This is a genomic window from Croceivirga radicis (assembly GCF_002072105.2).
Lineage (GTDB): Bacteria > Bacteroidota > Bacteroidia > Flavobacteriales > Flavobacteriaceae > Croceivirga > Croceivirga radicis.
Genome location: NZ_MTBC01000004.1, coordinates 231,405 through 256,892 on the forward strand (window position 1 = coordinate 231,405; position 25,488 = coordinate 256,892).

The following is a 25,488-nucleotide window of genomic DNA, read 5'->3' on the forward strand; positions in this document are numbered from 1 at the left end:
TTGGGTTTCATAGAAATTTATTTAGCTCCCCACTCTGCTAAAGAATCTTTATTCATCTTTACGTAATCTGCATTTCCAGCAGCTTCAGCAGCAGCTAATGATTTTTTAGCCGCTTCAATTGCACCTTTTTTATCGCCAGACTTGGCATATATTAAAGATTGCTTACGCATCATCCAAAATGCATTTGGATTGGCAGCTACGGCCTTATCTATCCATTCTTTTGCTTTAGCAATGTCTTGTCCCTCTTCAAAATAATACGAAGCGGCAGCATAATAGTCATTTCCACTTGGACCAGCCATTGCAGCTTCAATGCTCTTCATGGCTTTCTGTTGGGTTGGCACCTCAAACTTTACCCCTACATATACTTTTTCCCAAAGGATACCAAAAAGTGCATCATTATTGGTAATATCATCAATGGTAATGGTAAACGTTTCAATAGGCATCTCTACAGGATATACTTCTGTTTTTACCGTTGCGGCTACCTTACTAGCATCCCAATTTTGTGGTGTACCCCAATTATTGGTATCTGCATAAAAAATTACTTCCCAAACTGCTTCACCGGGTTTTGTAAATACCGCATAAGAACCAGCCTTAAGATCTTTACCGCCTACTTTAACATCATCACTAAATGTAATAATGGTATTTTGGTTGGCACCTGTTCTCCATAATTTTCCATAAGGTACTAAGTCACCAAAAATAGTTCTGCCTCTCATGGAAGGTCTAGAATATTCTACTGTAACGTCTGTTAGACCCACTTTTTGGGTCAATGTTGAGCTTGGGCTTGGCTGTGGTGTTTGTATCTGGGCCATTGCACCAAATGATAAAGCGAATGCCAATCCTAATAAAGCTAGTTTTTTCATGTTCTAGTATATTTTAGTTTTAAAACAAAACTAGAGATAAAGCACTGCCTTAAACGTTAATAAAAACTTAAATACCTTATTGCGTTTTATAGAATGGCTTTACCAACGTTCTGCCATTAGTAAAAAAAGAAATATGATAAATAGAAGAACTCAATGTACTTATATTAAACTGTTTATCTAAAATTTGTTGAGGAGTAAATGAGAGTATTTGTTTTCCCGTTACATCAAATATTTTTGCACCCAAAATAGAAGTCTCATCGGTAAACTTAAAACTTAAGAAATCACTTTCCTTTTCTAAATAAAGTAAAACATCTAACGGTACATCTTCGCTATCGAGATTTGGAATATCTTCCTCTTCATTGTTCTCGTCGTTATTATTATCGGTATCTGAATTGGTACTACCCGCATCGGTTTCATCTTCAGGAATTTTTAACAGGAACAACCTAGCTGGACTTTTGATAAAAGGTGGATTGGTGAATTTTTCACAAGAGATTAAAAATTGGTTTTGGCCAATTGCGGTTATACCTTCAACCTGGGCCAAACCAATGGGTAAATCATATTTTTTAATGGTAACACCATCAATTGACTCCACATTAAAAGGTATCAAGGCAAAAAATGGTTGTAAAGTGTTAGAATAGCCAACCACAGCTATGGCGTTTGCATCTGGCTGCCAAGTGGCATCCGTTACCAAACCATCAATTTGTATGGTTCCAATATTTTGCGCAATATAAGAACCCGCCGTTTTGGGTATGCTATAAATCCGTGTTTGATTACTCTGCCATTGCTTTGTAAAAATATAAAGCTGATTGGTAGAAGCTAATATAGCTTCCGCATCAAAATCGCTATTTTCAGTACCGCTAAAATCAGTTTGATCAGGATAAGAAAAACTTATTTCGCCAAAAGAACTTACCGTATTATCCAAAATTTGCTGCCTTGGTACGGTATAAATGACCAAATCTTTCCTAGCCCCTTTATTATTTCCAATATCTGCTAAGTAAACCGTTGCTTCATCTGCCGTTATAGCTTCCCAATCTTGGGTTTCTATGTTGGTTAGGTCAACTTCATTTTTTATGGAAACATCAACCGTATCCAACTCATATAAAACAGTGGTATTTCCAGAATCATTAAAAGAATAAATCTGGTTATTTATATTTAATAGACCACTACTTTCTAATAAATTCTCAGGTAAAATACCTAATTCCCGTATTTGTATTTGAGCCATTAAACTTGAGTTAAATAAGAAAAGTAGAACATACAACGTGTTTCTCATAAATCTAATTTACAGAATTATCTATGAGCCGAATCCATTAAATTCTTAATTGTTTAACTATTTATATTTTTTATTAAACACTTTCGCTAATATATTTGTTAAAAATTGAAGAATGAAAGTGTACAGGTTAGTTGCAAAACAAGGATTAGCTATTTCTAAGGAAAAAGCATGGGACTTTTTGTCCAATCCTAATAACCTCAAGGAAATTACCCCAGAACACATGGGATTTAAAATTTTATCCGGAGCGGATAAAGGCATGTATCCAGGACAAATAATCCAATATAAAGTATATCCGTTTCCTGGAATTGCCACAAAATGGGTCACTGAAATTTCCCATGTTAAAGAAGGAGAATATTTTGTTGATGAGCAACGCTTTGGCCCCTATGCCTTGTGGCACCATAAGCATTTTATAAAGGAGGTTACGGGTGGTGTAGAAATGGAAGATATTATTGACTATAAAATTCCTCTAGGTTTTATTGGCAGGCTTGCGCATCCATTATTGGTAAAGCAACAATTAAAGAAAATTTTTGAGTTCCGAGAGGCTAAATTGAATGAACTATTTGGAAAGCTTAACGGATACAAAAACAGTATAAATTTTGAATAAAATGGAAAAGAATATTTTACTTATCGGCGGTTCTCACGGAATAGGATTTGAATTAGCAAAAATACTTGTAGATGAAGGCTGTACCGTTTACGTAGCATCTAGAGAAAAAGACGATTTAGGAAATTTAGAGGTTAATCACATTGTTTTTGATGCCACAACAGACACCTTAAATACGGATAGTTTACCAAAAGAATTGGATGGTTTTGCATACCTACCTGGAAGCATAAACTTAAAACCGTTTAAAATGTTATCCTTGGAAACATTTGAGCAAGACATGCGGTTAAATTTTTTCTCATTGATAAAGGTGGTACAAAAAGTTATTCCCCTGCTAAAAGAAAAATCAAGTATGGTTTTCTTTAGTACCGTTGCGGTAGGTACAGGAATGCCGTTCCATTCAAGCATTGCCGCCGCCAAAGGAGCCGTAGAGGGTTTTGCCAAATCGCTTGCCGCAGAATATGCTCCTAAAATAAGGGTTAATGCTATAGCCCCTTCATTGATAGATACTCCATTGGCAGACCGTTTATTAAGTAACGATAAGAAAAAAGAAATGATGGCCAAAAGGCATCCGTTAAACCGCTATGGCCAACCTAAAGATGTGGCTAATTTGGCTGCCTATCTTTTATCTGATAAATCTTCTTGGATTACCGGACAAATTATAGGTGTAGATGGCGGATTATCAACCTTAAACACCCAATGATGCAAGATAAAATTTCGATATTTTGGTTCAGGAGGGATTTACGTTTGGAGGATAATGTTGGGCTTTACCAGGCCCTATCTGGAGATTATCCCATCTTACCCATTTTCATTTTCGATAAAGAAATTCTTGAAAATTTACCCAAAGATGACGCTAGGGTCACGTTTATCTTTGAAACGCTGCAACAAATGCGAAAAACGCTTCAGGATAAAGTAGATAGCAGTCTTGCAATATTTTACGATACGCCTAAAACAGTTTTTAAAAAACTAGTTGATGATTACAACATCGAGACCGTTTTTACAAATCATGATTACGAACCTTACGCTAAACAACGAGATACCGCGGTCAAAGAATTTCTTGAGGACAAAGGAATCAATTTTAAAACATTTAAGGACCAAGTAATTTTTGAAAAAGATGAAGTTGTTAAAAATGATGGCGACCCTTATGTGGTGTACACACCCTACATGAAAAAATGGAAAGAAACATTTAACCCATCTAAAGACTTGGTAAATTATGATAGCGAAAAAAACTTTGATAGTTACGTAAAGCACAGTAGACTGCCCAACCTTAGTCTTTCAGATATGGGTTTTGAAAAATCCAAAATAGAAATACCAGATTATTTAACCACTCAACATTTAATAGCCAATTATGAGGATACCCGCAACTACCCTTATTTAAAAAATGGAACATCTAGACTTGGGCCACATTTAAGGTTTGGTACCGTATCTGTTAGAAAAATGGTTAAGAAGGCCACAGAGGAAAAAAATGAAACCTTTTGGAACGAATTGATTTGGAGAGAATTTTTTATGCAAATTCTATATCATTATCCAAAAACGGTAAATAACGCCTTCCGCGAAAAATATGACCGCATAAATTGGCGCAATAACGAAGAGGAATTTGAAAAGTGGAAAGCCGGTAAAACGGGCTACGCCTTGGTAGATGCAGGTATGCGACAACTTAACAAAACCGGATATATGCACAACAGGGTGCGTATGTTGGTGGCTAGTTTTTTATGTAAACATTTACTTATAGACTGGCGTTGGGGCGAAGCTTATTTTGCAGAAAAGTTATTGGATTATGAAATGGCCAGCAATGTAGGTAATTGGCAATGGGCAGCTGGCAGTGGTGTAGATGCCGCACCTTACTTCAGGATATTTAATCCCATGACCCAAGTAGATAAATTTGATAAGGACAAGAAATATATTAACCGTTGGGTAACGGATATAAATGAATTTAGCTACCCAGATAAGATGGTAAACCATAAGGAAGCTAGAGAACGTTGTTTAAAAGTATATAAAGAAGCTGTAGGATAACTTTTTTTTATTAGTACATTTAGGGATAACCAAAGAGTACTAATTATGAAAAAACTACTATTGTGTTGTTTCTTTACAGCAGCACTACCAACCCTACTCGTTGCCCAAAAAATGGGCAAAAACAAGAAAGCCGTTATTAGTTCTGTAGAAAACCACAAAGAAAACCTTATTGCAATTAGCGATTCTATTTGGGCTTTGGCAGAAACAGCTTTTGAGGAGAGTAAATCTGCAGAAATATTAGCAAGCTATGCAGAAAAAAACGGTCTTACCGTAGCGCGCGGCGTAGCTAACATTCCAACGGCTTTTACCGCCACCTACGGCTCTGGAAAACCGGTAATTAGTATATTGGGAGAATTTGATGCATTACCGGGGTTATCACAAAAAACAGAACCTACAAAAAATCCGTTAAACGAGGGAGCTCCAGGCCATGGTTGTGGTCATAACATGTTTGGTGCAGCAAGTTTAGGTGCGGCAATTGCTATAAAAGAACAAATAGAAGCGGGTACAATTAAAGGAACCGTTAAGTTCTTGGGAACACCAGCAGAAGAAAAATACTTTGCAAAGGTTTGGATGGTAGAGGCTGGCCTTTGGGACGATGTAGATGTAAATATTAGCTGGCATCCTGGCGCCAATATTGAAGCAGATGTACAAAGCGGTCTTTCCCTAATCGATTTTATAGTAGAATTCTACGGACAAGCAGCGCATGCTTCTGCTGACCCTTGGAACGGAAGAAGTGCTTCTGATGCGTTAGAGCTTTACACCACCGGCATCAATTACTATCGTGAACATATTAAACCTACCTCTAGAATCCATTATCATATACAAGATGGCGGTCAAGTGGTTAATGTAGTTCCGGATTATTCTAAAATTTGGGTACGGGTAAGAGACCCAAAAAGAAAAGTAATGCTACCCACTTATGAACAGGTAAAAAAAATGGCAGAGGGTGCAGCAATTATGGCAAATGTTGATTATAAAATTAGCTTGGTCTCTGGTATTTACGAAACATTGGTAAACCGTACTGGAGGTGAAATTATGCAAGGAAACCTAGAACTTTTAGGGCCTATTTCCTATACCCAGGAAGAAGAAGCCTTTGGTAAAGCCATACAAAAAGCTACCGGCAAGCCAGAAGTTGGTATGGACAGCAATATAAATCCATTACTAGAAACCCAAGAATTACCTGGTGGCGGTTCTACGGATGTAGGCGATGTTAGTTGGAATGTGCCCAATATAAATTTAAGTGTAACCGTAGCGCCAAAAGATACGCCATGGCATTCGTGGGCGGTAGTAGCCTGTGGTGGAATGAGCATTGGTCATAAAGGTATGGTCTATGCCTCAAAAGCAATGGCAATGACGATGGTAGATTTATTTGAAAATCCTAAATTGGTAACCAAAGTTAAAGAAGAGTTTAAAACAAGAAAAGGAGACGAAAAGTACGAAGCCATGATAGACGGACCGCCTCCAATTGGAAAAAACTAATTGATTACATGTCAAATAATTACGTTTATAGCCTGCTTTTAGCAGGCTTTTTGTCGCTTAACGCCCAACAAAAAGATATGCAAGCGTTTATTCCGCTACTAGGTAAAACTTGGATAGCCGAAGGAGTCTGGGGTAACGGTTCTACTTTTAAACAAGAGCAAATTTTTAGAATAGCGCTAGATAGCAATCTGGTAATAACAGAAACAAAAGGGTTTCTAGACCCCGAACAAAAGGCCTTTGGGCATAGGGCCCATGGAATCCGTAAATTTGAACCCCGAACAGGAAAAATTAAATTTTGGGAATTTGATATTGAGGGAAACACTACCGAAGGTAAAGTATATATAACAGATAAAGACATTTGGTACAGTTATGATTATGGGGGTACCCAAGTTACAGACCATTGGGAATATCTAAATGATCATACCTATAACTATACGGTTGGTGTATATGATAAAGGCGAGTGGGAGCAAATTTTTCTCAAAACACAATTTCTTGCCCTAAACAACCAATTTGAGTTTACCATTAAGCAAGTCAACTTATTTACAACAGACATAGACAATACGGCTAAATTTTACGAACAAATATTCGGATTTAGAACAAGTGGTAACGAACATGAAAAATTTAAGCTTTTGTATCTAGATGCCCAGACGCAAATAAAGTTATTAAAAAAAGACTCCTTAACTTCAACCGAAAATAATATCATCAACTTAACTACGCCCTATTTAAACAGGGTTATTAGCCACTTAAAAAGCAATAACATTCCATATTACAAGAGTGCAAAAAAAGATGAACATCCTTTAGATAAATCAGAGTATCTAGAACAAATTTTTATTCAAGACCCAAACGGGCAGTGGATAGAGATTAGCAATGTAAATTAATCGTTTTATGAGTGCAATACATAAAATTTTTCCGCTTGGCTTTCCTTGGCTAACACAAGACCCATTCTTATTCTGTGTTTACCATCAAGATAATTATCCAGAAGGGACAGAAACCTTAGGGCCAGATCAAAAACATTTAGAGGGGAGACCTTTAGGCAATGATTTTCAGAAAAAGAATGGCTTTAGAATGTATCATGGTAAAACCATACCTGGTTTTCCGTACCATCCCCATCGTGGTTTTGAAACTATTACCGTAGTAAACAAAGGTTACTGTGACCATTCGGATTCCCTTGGGGCAGCCGGCAGGTTTGGCATGGGAGATGTACAATGGATGACGGCCGGCCGTGGGGTACAACACTCAGAAATGTTCCCTTTATTGCACCAAGACAAACCCAACACTTTAGAACTCTTTCAAATTTGGTTGAATTTACCACAAAAGGATAAGTTTACAGAACCACATTTTAAAATGCTTTGGCGAGAAGATATACCTATTGTTACGGAGAATGGCACAGAATTACAACTAATTGCAGGTACGTACCACGGTAATAAAGCTCCATCTCCTGCTCCAAATTCCTGGGCAAACCTTAATGAAAACGAAGTAGCTATTTGGACTTTAAAACTTAAGCCCAATAGTACATTTACTTTACCCACAACAAATGCTACTATAAACAGGACGCTTTACTTTTACGAAGGAGAACAATTACAGATTAACCAGGAACCAATTAAGGTTAATCATGGAATAGACCTAAACGCCAACATCAAAACAGAAATAAGCACTAATGCAAAAAGTGCCAGTTTATTGTTATTACAGGGCAAGCCTATTGCTGAACCCATAGCACAGCATGGCCCATTTGTCATGAATACTAAAAAAGAGATCGAACAAGCTTTTGAAGAATATAGGCTTACCCAATTTGGTGGTTGGCCATGGCCCTATGCTGATAATGTACATGAAAATGGTAGAGGACGTTTTGCCAACTATCCAGATGGGACAATAGTTGAAAAGGAACTATAAGCTACTTGAATGGTAACAGACTAAAAGTTATATTTGAAATACCACAACCTAACAACTAAATATGTATTCTATTATCTACCGTTCGGTAGCTGTGCCTAATTTTTCAAAATTTGATATATATCAAATGCTCAGTAAAGCAAGATCTTTCAATAATGATAATGATATTACGGGATGCCTGCTTTATCATAACAATGAATTTGTACAACTTCTAGAAGGTGAAAAAGAAAAAATTAATTCACTTTTTGATAATATTAAGAAGGATAAAAGACACGAAAAAATCCAGACGCTAGACGAAATGGAAATTTCGGAGCGGATATTTATAGATTGGGATATGGCTTATCATGATTTTTCCGACAATACTAGTGTACCACATGAAAAAATGCGCCAAATCGATGCTATTTTCGATAAATCTAGCGCATTTACAAAGCCAAGCAGGCTTTCTATGGATTTCTTTAAAAACGTAAATCAAATACTATTTAAGAAATCCTAAATCCTAACGATATCCGCACCTATGGCACGTAAACGTTCGTCTATATTTTCGTAACCTCTATCTATTTGTTCAATGTTATGAATAGTAGAAGTTCCTTTGGCAGATAGCGCGGCTATCAACAAAGAAATACCGGCTCTAATATCTGGAGACGTCATGGTCGTGGCCTTTAAGGTAGATTTAAAGTCGTGCCCAATTACTGTTGCCCTATGGGGATCACACAAGATTACTTTAGCTCCCATATCTAACAGTTTATCAACAAAAAACAATCTACTTTCAAACATTTTTTGATGAATAACCACCTCGCCCTTGGCCTGTGTTGCCACAACTAAAATAATACTGAGCAAATCTGGTGTAAAACCGGGCCACGGCGCGTCTGAAATAGTCATAATAGAACCATCTATAAAATTTTGTATCTCATAGCCATCTTTATGTTCAGGAATGTAAATATCATCACCCCTTCGTTCTAATGTTATTCCTAACTTTCTAAAAACTGAAGGTATTTGTCCTAAATCGTCCCAGCTTACATTCTTAATGGTCAATTCGCTTTTGGTCATGGCCGCGAGCCCAACCCAACTACCAATCTCTATCATATCTGGTAACATGGTATGCTCTGTACCACCTAGCGCCTCTACACCCTCTATGGTTAAAAGGTTAGAACCTATACCCGTAATTTTAGCCCCCATACGCACCAACATCTTGCAGAGTTGTTGCAAATAAGGTTCACAGGCAGCATTATAGATAGTAGTGGTACCTTTTGCCAATACGGCAGCCATAACAATATTTGCCGTACCGGTAACCGATGCCTCATCTAATAGCATATAGGTTCCTGTAAGCTCCTTAGCTTCAACACCATAAAAGTGTTCCTCTTTGTTATATCTAAAAGATGCCCCTAATTTTATAAAACCTTCAAAATGGGTATCTAATCTTCTTCTACCAATCTTATCGCCACCTGGTTTTGGTATAAAACCTTGACCAAATCTACCCAAGAGCGGTCCTACTAGCATAATGGATCCTCTTAATCCCCTACCATCTATTTTAAATTGTTCGGATTGCAGGTATTCTAGGTTAACATCATCTGCCTTAAACGTATAAGAACCTTTGCCTTTTTTTTGGATTTTAACGCCTAAATCTTCTAAAAGCGCTATTAACTTGTTTACATCTACAATATCTGGAATATTGTGAATGGTTACCTTTTCCGGTGTAAGCAAAACAGCACAAAGTATTTGCAGAGCTTCATTCTTTGCACCTTGAGGGGTGATTTCGCCTTTAAGCTTAATACCCCCTTGAATTCTAAATGTTCCCATTTAAAAATTTTGAAAAATGGTTAGTTTCTTTTTTTTCTGTTGTTTCTGGTATGCTTTTTACCGTGGTTTCTAGTATTGCTACGCGTGTTGGACCTACCGGTATTCTTTAAAAACTGACCGCTATCTGTTAGACTTTCCCCTTCAGGAGCTAAATCTATTTCTCCGTTACTCAGTTCTTTTAGATGTTCAAAAATTACTTGGTCCTCAACCGTATCCTTGTTCCAATTTAAAAAACACTTTTTCATATGATTGGCAATAGCATATTCCAATCCATCTCGCATATCTCCTTTTTCCCATTTTATGGCTACATCTATCATTCTTTTGATATTGTTACCATAAAACCTGTATTTAGGATGGTTCTGCGGATAACTTAAAGGCTCTGGCCTTTGTTTAAGCACTTCTTCACTTGTAATAGGAAATGGTGAGTCTACATCTAACTGAAAATTAGACATGATAAACAATTGATCCCATAATTTGTGTTGAAAGTCTGGAACATCCCTAAGATGGGGTTGTAGATTACCCATTACACTAATAATGGCTTGTGCAACTTTATTGCGTTCCGCTCTATCTTCTATAGAAACCGCGTGATCTACCATTTTCTGAAAATGTCTTCCATATTCTGGAATAATCAATTGCGAGCGCTCTGTATTGTATTCTAAATTCTCTACTAAATTCAAACTGGAAAGTTTTAGGAAGTATATTATTCTGCCTGCAAATTAAGAAATTTATCAGCAGTAACTACATTTTATAACGAAATAACACCTTCTACTTGGGCCACTTCTTTGTATTTGGCCACTACGGCATCCGGATTTTCTAATTCTACCGTAATAGATACACTGGTATAAGTACCCTTACTAGATTGTTTAGAAGTTATTACAGCTCCCGTGTTATTGAATATATTATGAATTTGCTCTACCTTATCCTTATCTGATGGTACTATAAACTTATATAAATACTTACTTGGCCAACTTGTATTCTCCCACAATTGCTCTTTAAGACGCGTATAGAACGCTTCGGAATTTTTCTCCTCCATTTTTCTATTTTACACAAAGATAAGTGCTTGTTTTCAATTTTATTCCTAAAGCGCAATTTCGTTACTTTGCCGGATGAATGTAGCGGAAGAAAAACGTAGAAAAATAGTAATTACAGGTGCCCCCGGTACCGGAAAAACAGTTCTTGTAGAGGGCTTAGAAGCACAAGGCTTTACCTGCTATCATGAAATAATTAGAACCATGACGGCAGAAGCTAAAAAGCAAGGAAAAAAAGCAGCCGAATTAACCATAAACCCGTTGAACTTTGTAGAAGACCCAATGGCGTTTAACCGTATGTTACTAGAAGGGCGATTGGCCCATTACGAGACTGCATTGAAAAAACAAGATGCTATTAGTTTTTTTGATCGCGGTTTACCAGATGTTTTAGCCTACATGGATTATTTTGAGCAAGAATATCCGAATGAATTTTTAGAAACTTGTGATGCCAATAGATACGATACCATTTTTATGGTTCCACCTTGGAAGGAAATTTACGTGTCTGACAACGAAAGGTTAGAAACCTACGAACAAGCAGAAGAATTGCACCATCATTTAGTAGAAGCCTACCAACGCTTTGGATACAAACTAATTATGGTACCAAAAACCACCATACCAGAACGAATAGAATTTGTGCTAAATAATGTAACTTAAGGCTGTGCAAGAGCAACCTTTGGTAATATTAAAACAATTCTGGGGCTATTCTGAATTTAGGGGCTCACAGGAAGACATCATACAAAATGTAATGGCCAATAGGGACACTATTGCGCTTTTACCCACTGGGGGTGGTAAATCTATCTGTTACCAAGTACCCGCCTTAGCAAGAGATGGAATTTGCATTGTTATTTCTCCACTTGTTGCTTTAATTCAGGACCAAATTTCTGGCCTAAAAGATAAAGGTATAAAATGCACCGCCCTATTAGGAGGTATGTCTTTTGAAGAAGTAGACCATGTATTGGATAATTGTATCTATGGTAATTACAAATTTTTATACTTATCCCCAGAAAGGCTACAACAAGAGTTGGTACAGGACCGCATTAAACAGATGCCGGTAAATTGTATTGCCATAGACGAGGCGCACTGTATTTCTGTTTGGGGACAAGATTTTAGACCAGCGTATTTAAAATGTTCCATTTTAAGAGCGCTACACCCAACAACTCCTATTGTAGCGTTAACGGCAACTGCTACAGAACAAGTTATTGTAGACATTAAAAACGCCTTAGACCTTACCCATGTTAATCTTTACAAAGATTCCTTTGCTAGAAAAAATATTGCTTTTTCCGTTGTACAAGCAGAAGATACGTATTTTCAAATGGTATCTAGTATTAACTCGGTTTCCAATAGCACCATAGTGTATACACGTACTAGAAAAAGTACGTTACAAATACAAAACTATTTACAACAAAAAGGGATAACCGTCCAAAGCTATCATGGTGGCCTAACCCAAACAGAAAAAAAAGAACGTTTAAACCTATGGCTAACCAACAAAGTCAAGGTAATGGTTGCTACCAATGCTTTTGGTATGGGCATAGACAAGGCAGATGTGGGTTTGGTTATTCATTTTCACCTACCCGATAGCTTAGAAAACTATTTTCAAGAAGCAGGAAGGGCGGGCAGAAATGGTTTACCAGCAAAAGCAATACTTTACATTAACGCGGAAACAATTGCCAGAACCCAAAAACAATTTATTGATCAATTACCAACAATTGCATTTTTAAAGTTGCTGTTTAGAAAAGTATGTTCTTACCTACAGATAGCTTACGGAGAAGGAAGCGGAGAAGAATTTGGCATTAACCTTAATGAATTTAGTTTACTTTATAAACTAAATCCAGGTATGGTTTATAACGGTTTGCGAATGCTAGACCAAAATGCCATAATACAATTACAACAGCAAAGTGTACAGCGTACCATAATACAATTTACAGCAAATAAATATAAGGTTTTTGACTGGTTAGAGGCTAACCCGTCTTTAGCAACCGTTACACAAACCATCTTAAGAACCTACGGTGGCGTATTTGAATTTGAAACACATATTAATCCTAACCTAATCGCTAAAAAAAACAATTCGCCGCTAAAAAAAATAGAAAATTGCCTTACAAGGTTAAAAATGGATGGTCTCATATCCTATAATGCCAAACAAGAAGACCTTACTTTACGTTTCTTAGTACCTAGGGAAGATGACCTAACCATTAATAGTTTTGCCGATAAGGTTGCTAAGCTAAACGAAACTAAAATTCAGAAATTAAAGCAGATGATAGCCTATGCGGTAAATAGTAGGGTTTGTAGACAACAGTTTTTACTGCGGTATTTTGGAGAAACTAGTGAACCTTGCGGTACTTGTGATATTTGCTTAAAACAGGTAAAATCCAAACCTTTAAAACCAGAAATAATTTTCCATTTAAGTAAACAACCACTGAGCTCTAGGGAGCTTTCCTTAGTAGTAGCGGGTAATCCGGAGCAAATTCTTGGAGAACTAAGAGAATTATTGGAAGATGGTACTTTAACTTTGTCAACAGATAACAGATATCATATAAATGGTAAATAAAAGAGAATTACGAATTGTTTTTATGGGCACTCCTGAGTTTGCTGTAGCCGGTTTGTCTAAATTAGTAGAAGATGGTTATAACATAGTTGGTGTGGTTACCGCTCCAGACAAACCTGCTGGCAGGGGAAGAAAACTTTCTGAGTCTGCTGTAAAAAAATATGCCCTAGCCCAGTCTATACCTATTTTACAACCTACCAATCTTAAAAGCGAGCAGTTTTTGGAAGAACTAAAAGCTTTAAACGCCAATTTACAAGTGGTAGTTGCCTTTAGGATGCTTCCAAAAGCGGTTTGGCAAATGCCAAAGTTTGGTACATTTAATCTACATGCTTCCTTATTACCCCAATATCGTGGGGCAGCACCAATTAACTGGGCCGTAATTAATGGAGAAAGTAAAACTGGTGTTACTACCTTCTTTATTGATGAAAAAATTGATACTGGAGCAATCATCTTTAAAGAAGAAACGGAAATTAAGGTAAATGAAACCGCTGGAGAGCTGCATGATAAATTAATGCACCTTGGTGCTTCCCTCATTAGTAAAACCGTACAAGCCATTGAAGAAGGTAATGTGGTTACACAAATTCAAAAGGAAGCCAAAGAACTCAAAGCTGCTCCAAAAATTTATAGGGAAACCTGCCAAATAGACTGGAGTGCTTCAATGGAGACAATCTATAATTTAATCAGGGGGCTAAGTCCTTATCCGGCCGCTTGGACCCATTTACAAAACGGTGAAGATGTGCTAACCGTAAAAATTTATAATGCGGATAAAGAACTTGTTGCACATGATTTGGCTATAGGGACCGTTATTTTGGAAGGAAAGAAATTAAAAATTGCCGTTAAGGATGGTTTTATATACCCCACCGAAATACAACTTCCTGGTAAGCGAAAAATGGCCGTAAATGATCTTTTGAACGGTTGGGATATTTCTAATAATGCTAAAATGTTCTAAACCCTTATGTTTACTAGGCTTCGACGAAATGCACTTTTTGCACTAGTGTTATCAACAAACAATTCAAGTTATTAACAAAAACGGCGATTTCCCTTGTATTTACTTGCGTCGATGGCAAATCCGTATAAATTTGTTCAGCATTAAAATAATTTTAACAACAATTAATTTAATTCAATTATGAACAAAACAGAATTAATCGATGCTATGGCAGCTGATGCTGGCATCACTAAGGCAGCAGCCAAAAAAGCATTGGAATCTTTCTTGGGCAATGTTGAAGGATCTTTGAAAAAAGGTGGCAGAGTTTCTCTAGTAGGTTTCGGATCTTGGTCTGTATCTAAAAGAGAGGCAAGAGAAGGTAGAAATCCACAAACTGGACAAACTATCCAAATTGCAGCTAAAAACGTTGTAAAGTTCAAAGCAGGTTCTGAGTTGAGCGATGCTGTAAACTAACAAAATATTCCTTTTTATGAAGCACCTATTTCTCAAGAATAGGTGCTTTTTTTATTATACCATATTGTATTTTATTACATAAAGTCTTACATTTAAAATATCTAGCTATTCAAAAATGATGGGACCAAAGCCAAAAAAAGGGAAACTCCTTATAGCAGAACCCTCATTAACAGGGGACGTATCTTTTAATAGATCGGTTGTGCTCTTGGCAGAGCACAATGAGGAAGGCTCTGTTGGCTTTATTTTAAACAAACCGCTAGACTATGATATTTGCGACCTAATAGGCGATATTAAACTACCATTTAAAGTGTACAACGGTGGCCCCGTAGAACAAGATAACCTATATTTTATTCATAAAGTACCTGAGCTAATAGAAAATAGCATTGAAATCTCTGACGGTATTTATTGGGGCGGCGATTTTGAAAAAACCATTTCCTTAATCAATGATGGTGTTATTACAGATAAGGACATTCGTTTTTTTCTAGGGTACTCTGGTTGGGCGGCGTTGCAACTAGACCATGAACTTAAATCCAACTCATGGGTGGTTACCGCGAACGTCTACGAAAGTGATATTATCCAAAAATCTGCAGAAGCTTTCTGGAAAGAGAAAATGGTAGAACTTGGAGGTGATTATTTGATTTGGTCCAATGCACCAGAAAACCCTACGCTAAACTAGCTAAACGTAACTGCGCATTCAATTTTCCCTGTAAGTTGGTACTTACTGTAGTTTTAAATTCTTTTTTTCTGTACTTACTAATAGCCGTAATTCCTTTTTGGGTATCCAGTAAAAATAGTTCATCCGCTTTTTGTAATTCAAAAGGAGATATACTGGCTTCTTGAACTTCAAAATCTTCCAATTTTTCTAGCATTTCTACTAATTTTTTCCTGATAACGGTATTTGGGGCGCCATCAGAAATAGGTGGTGTTTTGATTAATTGATCCTTTACTAAGAATAAGGCTTCTTCTATACCCGCTATTACTTGTTTGTTAAAATTTAACAGCAAACAATTGGCCAAATTGTTCTCATAGGCAAAAACCTTGGCTACCTGTTTTCCAATTTTGTTGGTAGTATTAATGGTAGACAACATATCAGTATTAAAATAATAGTCTTTAAACAATTCTACTTCATATCCACCTTCCTTATTGGTATAAAAGGTAGTTTCCTGTGGTTCTGCCTTAATTATATAAACGGTTTTAGATTTGATTAAATCTTCTTCCTTAGCTGATTGTCTTGCCACAATTAATTCTACCGTAAAAGCAGCTTTGGATAACGATAAAGCTTGTATGGTTCGCTGTATCTCTTCTTCAAGATACTCCATGGTAAAATTCATGGGTATTTGCATGCGTAGTATACGCATACTTGCCATTAGCCTAAAATAATGTTCTTCCCAATAAATTATTGAATTATCTACAACCCTAATTGGTTCTATCAGTGCATCTCCATTTAAAAGAAAACTACTATTAGCGCTAAACAGCTTTTCTTCTGATGCTACTAAGTTTCCATTAAAATTTACCATAAAAAATCCCGATTTTTAAATCGGGATCAAAGATACTGCTATATTTTATGAATTCTATTTTGAACCTAGCACTTGTTTTAAGTCCGAAATTTGATTCTGCCATAACAATTTGGCCTCCTCTACTTCATCATCTTCTGCAAAATCAGAGATAAACAAAGAAACATCTTTGGTAATTTCATCTACTATAATACGCATCTCAAAATAGGCATCGTCTTCTGTTTCTTCCCATCTAAAACGAACAAACTCGTCTGATTTTCTCTTTAATAACTTCGCTTCTTCTTCTGCACCATCCCAGATAAAGGTAAAAAGCTCGCCTCTAGAATTTACGTTATCTGCAAACCATTCAGAAAGTCCGGAAGGGGTAGAAATATAATTGTATAATAATTGGGGGGAAGATTGTATAACAAACTCTAATTCAAATTTCGTCTTATCACTCATGTATAGTGTGGTTTATCGTATTAGTTTTTATAATTCGTCAATATATAAAATTATATTTCAAAAAATAAAATAAAAATGAATTTTGATGGTGAGAAAATTTACCCATATATTTGCACCCGTTTTAATACAGACGGCGAGGTAGCTCAGCTGGTTAGAGCGTCGGATTCATAACCCGGAGGCCGGGGGTTCAAGTCCCCCTCTCGCTACAAAAGACCACTAGTTTAGTGGTCTTTTTTTATGCCCATAGTTTTGGTAATTAACTATTTTTAAGGCATGCAGAATACAATTTCTTTTAGGGTGGCGGACTTTCTTAAACGTTTTCCCCCATTTTCTTATTTACAACAAAACCAGATAGAAACCCTTTCCGAAGAGGTATCCATTATCTACAAGGAAAAAAATGAGCTTGTTTTTGATGTAGAAGAAACCGCACATAACGTTTTTTATACCGTACATAAAGGTGCCGTGGCCCTATGGAGTGTACAGGAACAAATTGTTGTAGATATTTGTGATGAGGGAGATATTTTTGGCTTACGCCCCTTAATGGCACAAGACAAGTATAGATTACAAGCTAGAACAGAAGAAGAATGTATCCTTTATGCCATTCCATTTTCTAGTTTTAGGCCGCTACTTAAATCCAACGAGCGCCTAGCCGATTTTTTGGTAGAAAGCTTTGCCTCCAATACAAGAAATCCTTACTCTAAAAGTCATAAAGGCAAATTATTTGGAGACGATTTTAAGTTTAACCCTACTAAGGATAAAAGTGTTCTCTTAGATGTACAAGATGTAAAATATGCCAAAAATCTAGTTAGTTGCAATGCTGCAACCCCCATTAAAACCATTGCAGAGCAAATGACCTTAAATCGTATAGGCGCTATGCTCATAACCAAAAACGAGCTGCCTATTGGAATTATCACGGATAAAGATTTAAGAAATAAAATTGCTACGGGTCTTTTTACACCCCATGCCACGGCAGAGCAGATTATGAGTAGCCCGGTTATTACCTACCCTAAAAAAATGACGGTTACCCAGGCACAAATGGCCATGATGAAAAACGACATTAGCCATTTGGTTTTAACCCAAGACGGCACTGTGAATTCAAAAGCGGTAGGTATACTTTCTAAGAACGATATTATGTTGTCTTTAGGCAATAATCCATCTGTATTGATTAAAGGAATTAAACGTACCAAAACTGTTGCCCAACTAAAACCACTTAGAAAAAGTACCATGAATCTTTTAAGGGGATATTTGGACCAGAATATTCCAATGGGTTTGGTGGCAAAAATTATTTCTGAAATCAATGACGCCTGCATTAAGCAAATAATAAAGTTGTGCCTAGAAACAATGCAAGATGCACCACCTGTAAAATTTGCATGGTTAGCCATGGGCAGTCAGGGCAGGCAAGAGCAAATGCTCCATACCGATCAAGACAATGCGCTGGTATTTGAAAACGTACCCGAAGATTTATTTGAGGTTACCCAAGCCTATTTTTTAGATTTGGCAAAAAAAATCACCAAGGGGCTACACCATATTGGTTATGCTTATTGCCCAGCAGACATGATGGCCTCTAACCCAAAATGGTGCACCAGTATTGATGGTTTTAAAGAACTAACTACCAACTGGATTACCAACCCAGGACCAGATGAGGTTTTGTTATCCCTAATCTTTTTTGATTATTCTAAATCTTACGGAGACGACCACTTGGTGGCTCAATTATCAGAATACATCCTTAAAGAAATTGGCAGATACCCCATATACTTGACCCATGTTGCAGGCAATGCATTGACCAACCCATCTCCTTCCGGATTTTTTAGGTCTTTTTTAGTGGAACAAGACGGTGAGCACAAAGACCAGTTCGACCTTAAGAAAAGAACCTTAATGCCTTTAAGTGATGCCGCACGGGTATTGATACTTTCCCACAACATAACCGGGATTTCCAATACCTGGGAACGTTACGAAAAATTAGCAGAGCTAGAACCCAACAATAAGGAAATATATTTGGCTTGCAGTTACGCATTTAAAGCATTATTGAAGTTTAGGACCAAACAAGGATTAGAAAATAAGGATACCGGCAGGTACATTAAACTAGATAGGCTAAGTAAGGAAGAAAAAATGAAGTTAAAAAGAACCTTTAAGACCATAAAAGAAATACAAGAGTTGATAAATCTTAGGTTTAAAGTAGCTCAAATAAGATAAAATGGAAAACCCATCTCTACCACCCTATTGGCAAGATTATATCCATTCACTAAAAAATGCTACAAATAAGCATCCAGACCAAATAAGGTATATAGTTCTAGATACAGAAACTACAGGTTTTAATTTAAGAAAAGACCGTATTTTAAGTATTGGCGCCCTTGTATTACAAAACAAAGAGATTAAGGTCAATGATGCTATGGAAGTATTTATTGACCAAGAAACGTTTGATGCTAGCACGGTAAAAATCCATGGAATTTTAAAAAATGGCAAAACAAAAAGAATAACTGAAATTGACGGTTTAAAAAAGCTCTTGAAACTATTGGAAAGTTCCGTTTTAGTTGCACACCACGCATTTTTTGATGTAGGTATGATTAATGAAGCCCTAAATAGAAATGGATTACCAGATTTAAAAAACAAAACCTTAGACACTGCCTTGCTTTACAAAAAAGTAGCTCCCAAATCGGAACAAACTCGAAAGCGTTATACACTAGATTTTCTTGCAGACACTTTTAAGATTAGTAAAGCAGATCGCCATACCGCCCTTGGAGATGCCTACATAACGGCATTAGCATTTTTACGTATAACAAATAGAATAAAACCAAAATCTTTTAAAGATCTAGAAACCAAAAAACGTTTTATCTGGTTCTAGCACAAAATACGCTATCTAATCATTGCTATGTGTAAAGAAAATTAAGATTCTTCTGCTTGCCGCTAATCTCTTCACACTTGTTATCTGTCGAAAAAATAGTACTTTATTGATATATCAAATTAACTTTTGATGAAACTAAACTCAATAAATTGCAATGAACCACAAGTTTTATGCATTATCCTTACTATGTTTAATAGCTATAGGATGTAAAGATGCAGTAAAAACTACCGAAATTGGGATAGACCAAATTGCTGAAAGCAAAGCAATTCCCAACGAGGTAGATTTTTCACTTCATATTAAACCCATATTATCAGACCGTTGTTTCAAATGTCATGGACCCGATAAAAATGCGGTAGAAGGCAACTTATCCCTACATACCGCAGAAGAAGCTTATAAAGCATTGGGCGAGGCTCAAGGCCATTTTGCCGTTGTTCCAGGTAATCCTGAAAAAAGTTCTTTGGTAGCACGTATCTACACAGATGACTCGGGTCTGCTTATGCCGCCTCCTGAATCCAATCTAACCCTAACTGACGTAGAAAAGGAGTTATTACGTAAATGGATAACGCAAGGTGCTGAATATAAAAAACATTGGGCTTTTATACCTCCTGTACAACCAAAAGTGCCAGCGTTTAAGAATACCAATTGGATACAAAATGAAATTGATGCTTTCGTATTTCAAAAATTAGAGGAAAATCAGTTTAAACCTTCAGAAAAAGCGCCAAGGGAAATATTGGTTAGACGGCTGTATTTAGACCTTACCGGTTTGCCTCCAACTTTAAACGCGTTAGATTCCCTAGTTGGTTTAAAAGAGGATATCAATTGGGAAAAATTGATTGATCAATTATTGAATTCTACAGATTATGCGGAACACATGGCCGCAGATTGGATGGAAGTGGCCCGCTATGCGGACACCCACGGCTACCAAGATGATTTTGAAAGGACCATGTGGCCTTGGCGCGATTGGGTTATACATGCTTTTGATGAAAATATGCCGTATGATCAATTTGTTACTATGCAATTGGCAGGCGATTTGTTGCCCAACGCAAATAAGGAATCCATTTTAGCCACAGGTTTTAATAGAAACCACAAAATTACTGCGGAAGGCGGTGTAATCCCTGAAGAATACAGAATTGAATATGTAGAAGACCGCACCAATACGTTTGGTACCGCATTTTTAGGAATGACCATGGAATGTGCCCGTTGCCATGACCACAAGTACGATCCTATAAGTCAAAAAGAGCATTTTCAGCTTTTTAGTTTTTTCAACGGTATAGATGAAGATGGTTTAATGGCCAATGGCTCGGTAATACCCAAACCCTATATTAAAATCACCCAAGAAGAAGCGGATAAAGTGCTCGATTTTATTAACCTTTCCAAATCTCAAGAATCTTATGTCACCTCTTTGGTTATGGACAATAAGGCTAAGGAACGCCCAACGTATGTATTAAATCGTGGCGTTTATGACCAGCCGGGAGAGCAAGTTTTTCCAGAGACACCTACCGCCATTTTACCCTATCCAGAAACCTATCCAAAAAATAGGCTTGGGTTGGCCAAATGGCTATTCCACAAAGGCAATCCACTAACGACACGTATTATGGTTAATCGCCTTTGGCAAAAAATGTACGGTAAAGGTATTGTTGCTTCTTCTTATGATTTTGGCAATCAAGGTTCCTTGCCTACGCACCCAGAATTGTTAGATTACCTAGCCATAAAATTTCAAGAAGAAAACTGGGACATCAAAAAAATGCTAAAATTTATGGCGCTTTCGGCAACCTATCAGCAATCGTCCAAAATTACCCCAGAGGCCTTAGAAAAAGACCCGGAAAATGATTGGTTGGCTCGCGCTCCCCGTATTCGATTATCAGCAAGTGCCATTCGCGACCAAGCGTTACAACTAGGCGGATTACTGCATAAAGAAATAGGTGGCCCTAGTGTAAAACCTTATCAACCAGATGGCTTATGGGAAGAAACCACCGGAGGTGGTGGTGGTAGTACGGCAACTTATGTGGTGGGCTCTGGAACCGATTTGTACCGCAAAAGTTTATACACCTTTTGGAAACGTACCGTTCCGCCACCAAGTATGATAACTTTTGATGCTTCTTCAAGAGACTTATGCTCCGTAAAGCGAGAAGACACCAATACGCCTTTACAAGCACTGGTACTGCTTAACGACCCACAGATAATAGAGGCCGCAAGGGCCATGGCTGCTCCATATGCTGAAAAAAATGGAACTATAGATACAGCTATAAAAGCATTGTTTAGAAACGCTACAGGCCGTATGCCTACTGCTGATGAATTAACCAGGCTAACCAGATTTCATGAAGATATGAAAACCAAAGTGGCAGAAGGCGCTATTGTACCTACAGAATATTTGGCTATTGGCAACTATACCAATGAAAAAATAACGGACCAAGAAGCATGGACCTGCCTGGCCTTGACCGCCCATGCCATACTAAACCTGGACGAAACAATAACAAGAGGATGAGCGAAAAGAAAATTATACAAGAACGTTTGCTGCAAGAAAACAGAAGAGCTTTCTTAAAAAAATCTGCTTTAGGTATTGGTGGTTTAGCGTTAAGTTCCCTTGCCGGTTGTAGTTTTTTTAGTAAAAATGAAAATGGAATTTTAACGCAAACCAACGGGACTATTGGCACCAAAGGAATATTAGAAAATTTACACCATAATGCCAAAGTAAAACGAGTAATCTATTTGTTCCAAAGTGGCGGCCCATCTCAATTAGAGCTTTTTGATTATAAGCCTTTACTTAACAAACGTAGAGGAGAAGACCTACCAGAATCCATCAGAAACGGCCAACGATTAACGGGGATGACTTCCGGTCAGGATAAATTTCCTTTAGTGGGTTCCTTATTTAATTTTAATCAACATGGAACTAATGGTACCTGGATGAGCGATTTGCTTCCTTATACTTCAAAGATTGTAGACGACCTGTGTATTATCAAATCCATGTATACAGAAGCTATTAACCATGACCCTGCAGTAACCTTTTTTCAAACGGGTTCCCAACAACCGGGCAGACCTTGTATTGGTTCATGGATGAGTTACGGGTTGGGTTCTGAAAATGATAATTTACCTGCATTTACCGTGCTCCTTTCTCGTGGCACGGGAAGGCCAAATGGCCAACCATTGTACACTAGATTATGGGGTAATGGTTTTTTACATTCTCAGCACCAAGGAGTACAATTTAGAGCCGCCAAAGACCCGGTATTATACTTGAACGACCCTGAGGGAATGACCAAAATGGGGAAACGGGCCATGCTAGATATGTTGGCAGAACTTAATGAGCACCATTATAACGACTACGGAGACCCAGAGACCCAAGGTAGAATTAGCCAGTATGAAATGGCCTACCGCATGCAAACTTCCGTGCCAGAGGTAATGGACACCTCCAACGAACCAGATTATGTGTACAAAATGTACGGCGCAGATGCTAAAATTCCTGGTACTTACGCCGCAAATTGTCTGTTGGCTAGAAAATTGGCAGAGCAAGACGTTCGTTTTATACAATTGTACCACATGGGCTGGGACCAGCACGATAATTTACCCGGAGCTATAGAAAAACAAGCCAAAGATGTAGACCAAGCTTCCGCAGCTTTGGTAGAAGATTTAAAACAACGTGGTTTATTAGAAGATACCTTAGTAATCTGGGGAGGAGAATTTGGCCGAACCAACTATTCCCAAGGTATTCTTACCGATACCAATTACGGTAGAGACCACCATCCAAGATGTTTTACCATGTGGCTGGCCGGCGGTGGTGTTAAACCGGGATTGGTATATGGAGAAACCGATGATTTTGGCTACAACATAACCCAAAACCCTGTACATGTACATGACTTCCAAGCTACATTGCTACATCTAATGGGTATAGACCATGAAAAGCTTACTTATAAATATCAAGGTAGGCGTTTTAGATTAACCGATGTGGAAGGCCATATTGTAAAAGATATTTTAGCCTAATGCAGCGTAGAAGTTTTATTAAGAAGACAAGTGTTGCATCTGTTGGTCTGGTATCGTTGCCCCTATTTGCCCAAGCAAGAACCAATGAAAATGGTATTGTTGGCCATGGTGATTTTAAATATAAGGTAAATGTGAACTGGGGAGCGCTCAATAGTCAATATTACCCTGTTAATGATTGCCATGAAATGGTAATGGATAAAAAAGGGCGTTTGTATTTGTTGACCAATAATACCAAAAATAACGTCTTGGTTTACAATAAGGATGGAGACTTATTAAACGCATGGGGAACGCAGTATCCTGGTGCCCATGGTTTAACCCTACACGATGAAAATGGTACGGAATATTTGTACATAAGCGATAACAACAGGCACGAGGTTATTAAAACAACCTTAGACGGAAAGGTAATTCAAGTCTACTCTTGTCCATTAGAAAGTGAAAAATACGAAAGTAAGTCAAGCTTTATTCCTACGGAAACGGCTATTGCTTCAAATGGGGATGTTTACATTGCAGATGGTTATGGAGCACAATATATAACGCATTACAATGCTAAGGGCGAACTTCTAAACATTTTTGGAGGCAAAGGCTCCCAAATGCATCATTTTGATAATGCCCACGGTATATGCATAGATACTAGAAATGGTAAACCTCCTACCCTGCTCATCACAGCCAGACAACAGAACAAACTAAAACGTTTTTCAATGGCAGGTGAACTTATTAGCACCATAGACTTGCCTGGGGCTTATATCTGTAGGCCAGTAATACATAATGAGAACGTGTACTTAGCTTCCATCTGGTCTCATGATGGTTCTCCGGATACCGGTTTTATTTGTGTTTTGGACAAAAACGACCAATTGGTTTCAGCTCCAGGAGGATGCGTACCTAAGTATACTGATGGTAAATTAGGAAACATGTACCAAACCTTATCCATTTTTAAGCATCCACATGATGTTTGTGTTGATGAGGACGAAAATTTGTACGTTCCTCAATGGAATAGTGGAAAAACCTACCCTATAAAATTAACCCGTGTGTAATGAAGTACGTTTTAAGATGGATTTATTTTAAAGGCATACTTATTATTGTATTAGTAGGTTATACTTCCGGAGCTTTTGGACAAGAAAATAATCAACAATCTACTTTTGCGTTGGCAGCACCGGTGGTGTATGTAGATTCCCTTCTATTCACAAAACAAGCCTTGTTAAGCTTTACAGAAGGAGAAAAAGGGAGTGTTTTACATTATCAATTAGCAGATGATAAACCAAGAACCGCAAATCATAAAAAGCCTATTGAAATTAAAACAACAAGCACTTTAAAGGTATGGAGTACCCATCCATATTATCAAACTAGTGATACCACAACCCTAAAGTTAACTAAGGCGAATAGTTTACTTTCTGATGCAAAAATTAGCATAGAACCAGAACCTAAAGCTGCTTATAGGGGTAACAAAGAAGCCAGCCTCAAAGATTTGATTAAAGGCACAACCAATTTTAGAACGGGTAACGATTGGTTGGGTTTCCAGACTACTGAGGTAAACTTCACAATCAATTTAAAAGAACCTACTACCCTATATTTAGTAAGTTTGGGAGTTTTAAGAGATTATGGTTCTTGGGTTTTTCTACCAAAACAAATAACTGTAGAAAGTAATAAGAAAATTATTGGACAAGTAAACATCCAAATACCAAAAGAGGGAGAAAAAACAGCCTCTACCTTTTTACACGTTCCTATTAAAAAAGGCACTTACAAGGAGCTACAAATCCAAATAAATACATTACCAACTATACCCCAATGGCACTTGGGCCAAGGCACAATTCCATGGCTGTTTATAGACGAACTACTGATTAATTGACCA

25 protein-coding genes and 1 tRNA gene are annotated in these 25,488 nt (G+C 37.4%); 19 read left to right on the top strand and 7 right to left on the bottom strand.

Annotation, left to right across the window (positions count from 1 at the left end):
- Positions 1–17 precede the first annotated feature (17 nt).
- Positions 18–860, bottom strand: a complete 843-nt coding sequence (locus BUL40_RS08000) for a DUF2911 domain-containing protein (RefSeq protein ID WP_080318812.1) — start codon at positions 858–860, stop codon at positions 18–20.
- A 76-nt stretch (positions 861–936) separates the two neighbouring features.
- Positions 937–2,130 (bottom strand): hypothetical protein, encoded by a 1,194-nt coding sequence (locus BUL40_RS08005; protein WP_141239649.1) that lies wholly within the window; start codon positions 2,128–2,130, stop codon positions 937–939.
- Between the two features lie 112 nt (positions 2,131–2,242).
- On the opposite strand from BUL40_RS08005, the gene BUL40_RS08010 reads away from it, so the two are divergent.
- From BUL40_RS08010 to BUL40_RS08040, 7 genes are all read left to right on the top strand, one after another.
- Entirely contained in the window at positions 2,243–2,734 is a 492-nt protein-coding gene (locus tag BUL40_RS08010) for an SRPBCC family protein (RefSeq protein ID WP_080318814.1), read from the top strand.
- 1 nt (position 2,735) lies between these two features.
- On the top strand, positions 2,736–3,431 hold the full coding sequence (locus BUL40_RS08015) for an SDR family NAD(P)-dependent oxidoreductase (RefSeq protein WP_080318815.1): 696 nt from the start codon (positions 2,736–2,738) through the stop codon (positions 3,429–3,431).
- A complete protein-coding gene (locus BUL40_RS08020; protein WP_080318949.1) occupies positions 3,431–4,741 on the top strand; it encodes a cryptochrome/photolyase family protein in 1,311 nt (436 codons plus the stop codon). The genes BUL40_RS08015 and BUL40_RS08020 overlap by 1 nt, the downstream gene beginning before the upstream one ends.
- A gap of 45 nt (positions 4,742–4,786) precedes the next feature.
- A complete protein-coding gene (locus tag BUL40_RS08025; RefSeq protein WP_080318816.1) occupies positions 4,787–6,217 on the top strand; it encodes an amidohydrolase in 1,431 nt (476 codons plus the stop codon).
- An 8-nt stretch (positions 6,218–6,225) separates the two neighbouring features.
- Complete coding sequence (locus tag BUL40_RS08030; protein ID WP_080318817.1) at positions 6,226–7,095, top strand: VOC family protein; 870 nt, start codon at positions 6,226–6,228, stop codon at positions 7,093–7,095.
- Between the two features lie 7 nt (positions 7,096–7,102).
- Complete coding sequence (locus BUL40_RS08035; protein ID WP_080318818.1) at positions 7,103–8,107, top strand: pirin family protein; 1,005 nt, start codon at positions 7,103–7,105, stop codon at positions 8,105–8,107.
- A gap of 61 nt (positions 8,108–8,168) precedes the next feature.
- Positions 8,169–8,597, top strand: coding sequence for a BLUF domain-containing protein (locus BUL40_RS08040; protein WP_080318819.1), 429 nt, complete (start codon positions 8,169–8,171; stop codon positions 8,595–8,597).
- Here the strand turns inward: BUL40_RS08040 and murA are convergent.
- The 3 genes from murA to BUL40_RS08055 all read right to left on the bottom strand — a co-directional run bounded on the left by murA (position 8,594) and on the right by BUL40_RS08055 (position 10,934).
- Entirely contained in the window at positions 8,594–9,901 is a 1,308-nt protein-coding gene (murA, locus tag BUL40_RS08045) for a UDP-N-acetylglucosamine 1-carboxyvinyltransferase (RefSeq protein WP_010517272.1), read from the bottom strand. The two genes, BUL40_RS08040 and murA, sit on opposite strands and share 4 nt — an antisense overlap.
- Before the next feature lie 20 nt (positions 9,902–9,921).
- Positions 9,922–10,578 carry a DUF4290 domain-containing protein gene (locus tag BUL40_RS08050; RefSeq protein ID WP_010517273.1) on the bottom strand — a complete coding sequence of 219 codons (657 nt, stop codon included), beginning with the start codon at positions 10,576–10,578 and terminating at the stop codon, positions 9,922–9,924.
- 68 nt (positions 10,579–10,646) lie between these two features.
- Positions 10,647–10,934 carry a DUF493 family protein gene (locus BUL40_RS08055; RefSeq protein ID WP_010517274.1) on the bottom strand — a complete coding sequence of 96 codons (288 nt, stop codon included), beginning with the start codon at positions 10,932–10,934 and terminating at the stop codon, positions 10,647–10,649.
- Between the two features lie 73 nt (positions 10,935–11,007).
- On the opposite strand from BUL40_RS08055, the gene BUL40_RS08060 reads away from it, so the two are divergent.
- The 5 genes from BUL40_RS08060 (at position 11,008) to BUL40_RS08080 (ending at position 15,546) form a co-directional block, all read left to right on the top strand.
- Positions 11,008–11,583, top strand: a complete 576-nt coding sequence (locus BUL40_RS08060) for an AAA family ATPase (RefSeq protein WP_080318820.1) — start codon at positions 11,008–11,010, stop codon at positions 11,581–11,583.
- Between the two features lie 4 nt (positions 11,584–11,587).
- On the top strand, positions 11,588–13,474 hold the full coding sequence (locus BUL40_RS08065; RefSeq protein WP_080318821.1) for a RecQ family ATP-dependent DNA helicase: 1,887 nt from the start codon (positions 11,588–11,590) through the stop codon (positions 13,472–13,474).
- Positions 13,464–14,420, top strand: coding sequence for a methionyl-tRNA formyltransferase (gene fmt / locus BUL40_RS08070; protein WP_080318822.1), 957 nt, complete (start codon positions 13,464–13,466; stop codon positions 14,418–14,420). Before BUL40_RS08065 ends, fmt begins: the two co-directional genes overlap by 11 nt.
- Positions 14,421–14,597: 177 nt before the next feature.
- Positions 14,598–14,870: an HU family DNA-binding protein gene (locus tag BUL40_RS08075; protein WP_010517279.1), complete on the top strand. Its 273-nt coding sequence runs from the start codon at positions 14,598–14,600 to the stop codon at positions 14,868–14,870.
- A 115-nt stretch (positions 14,871–14,985) separates the two neighbouring features.
- Complete coding sequence (locus BUL40_RS08080; RefSeq protein WP_029511396.1) at positions 14,986–15,546, top strand: YqgE/AlgH family protein; 561 nt, start codon at positions 14,986–14,988, stop codon at positions 15,544–15,546.
- On the opposite strand, the gene BUL40_RS08085 is transcribed toward BUL40_RS08080, so the two are convergent.
- Both BUL40_RS08085 and BUL40_RS08090 read right to left on the bottom strand, forming a co-directional pair.
- Positions 15,533–16,387 (bottom strand): aminotransferase class IV, encoded by an 855-nt coding sequence (locus BUL40_RS08085; RefSeq protein ID WP_080318823.1) that lies wholly within the window; start codon positions 16,385–16,387, stop codon positions 15,533–15,535. The genes BUL40_RS08080 and BUL40_RS08085 overlap by 14 nt on opposite strands.
- 54 nt (positions 16,388–16,441) lie before the next feature.
- Positions 16,442–16,825 carry an START-like domain-containing protein gene (locus tag BUL40_RS08090; protein WP_010517282.1) on the bottom strand — a complete coding sequence of 128 codons (384 nt, stop codon included), beginning with the start codon at positions 16,823–16,825 and terminating at the stop codon, positions 16,442–16,444.
- A 132-nt stretch (positions 16,826–16,957) separates the two neighbouring features.
- On the opposite strand from BUL40_RS08090, the gene BUL40_RS08095 reads away from it, so the two are divergent.
- The 7 genes from BUL40_RS08095 (at position 16,958) to BUL40_RS08125 (ending at position 25,485) form a co-directional block, all read left to right on the top strand.
- Positions 16,958–17,031 (top strand) — tRNA-Met (locus BUL40_RS08095).
- Between the two features lie 67 nt (positions 17,032–17,098).
- Positions 17,099–19,018 carry a DUF294 nucleotidyltransferase-like domain-containing protein gene (locus tag BUL40_RS08100; protein WP_080318824.1) on the top strand — a complete coding sequence of 640 codons (1,920 nt, stop codon included), beginning with the start codon at positions 17,099–17,101 and terminating at the stop codon, positions 19,016–19,018.
- A gap of 1 nt (position 19,019) precedes the next feature.
- Positions 19,020–19,667: a 3'-5' exonuclease gene (locus BUL40_RS08105; RefSeq protein WP_080318825.1), complete on the top strand. Its 648-nt coding sequence runs from the start codon at positions 19,020–19,022 to the stop codon at positions 19,665–19,667.
- 154 nt (positions 19,668–19,821) lie between these two features.
- Entirely contained in the window at positions 19,822–22,152 is a 2,331-nt protein-coding gene (locus tag BUL40_RS08110) for a PSD1 and planctomycete cytochrome C domain-containing protein (RefSeq protein WP_080318826.1), read from the top strand.
- Positions 22,149–23,642 (top strand): DUF1501 domain-containing protein, encoded by a 1,494-nt coding sequence (locus tag BUL40_RS08115; RefSeq protein ID WP_080318827.1) that lies wholly within the window; start codon positions 22,149–22,151, stop codon positions 23,640–23,642. Before BUL40_RS08110 ends, BUL40_RS08115 begins: the two co-directional genes overlap by 4 nt.
- Positions 23,642–24,673 carry an NHL repeat-containing protein gene (locus BUL40_RS08120; RefSeq protein WP_080318828.1) on the top strand — a complete coding sequence of 344 codons (1,032 nt, stop codon included), beginning with the start codon at positions 23,642–23,644 and terminating at the stop codon, positions 24,671–24,673. Before BUL40_RS08115 ends, BUL40_RS08120 begins: the two co-directional genes overlap by 1 nt.
- The gene (locus tag BUL40_RS08125) at positions 24,673–25,485 is read left to right on the top strand and encodes a hypothetical protein (protein WP_080318829.1); all 813 of its coding nucleotides are present in this window, start codon (positions 24,673–24,675) and stop codon (positions 25,483–25,485) included. Before BUL40_RS08120 ends, BUL40_RS08125 begins: the two co-directional genes overlap by 1 nt.
- Positions 25,486–25,488 lie beyond the last annotated feature (3 nt).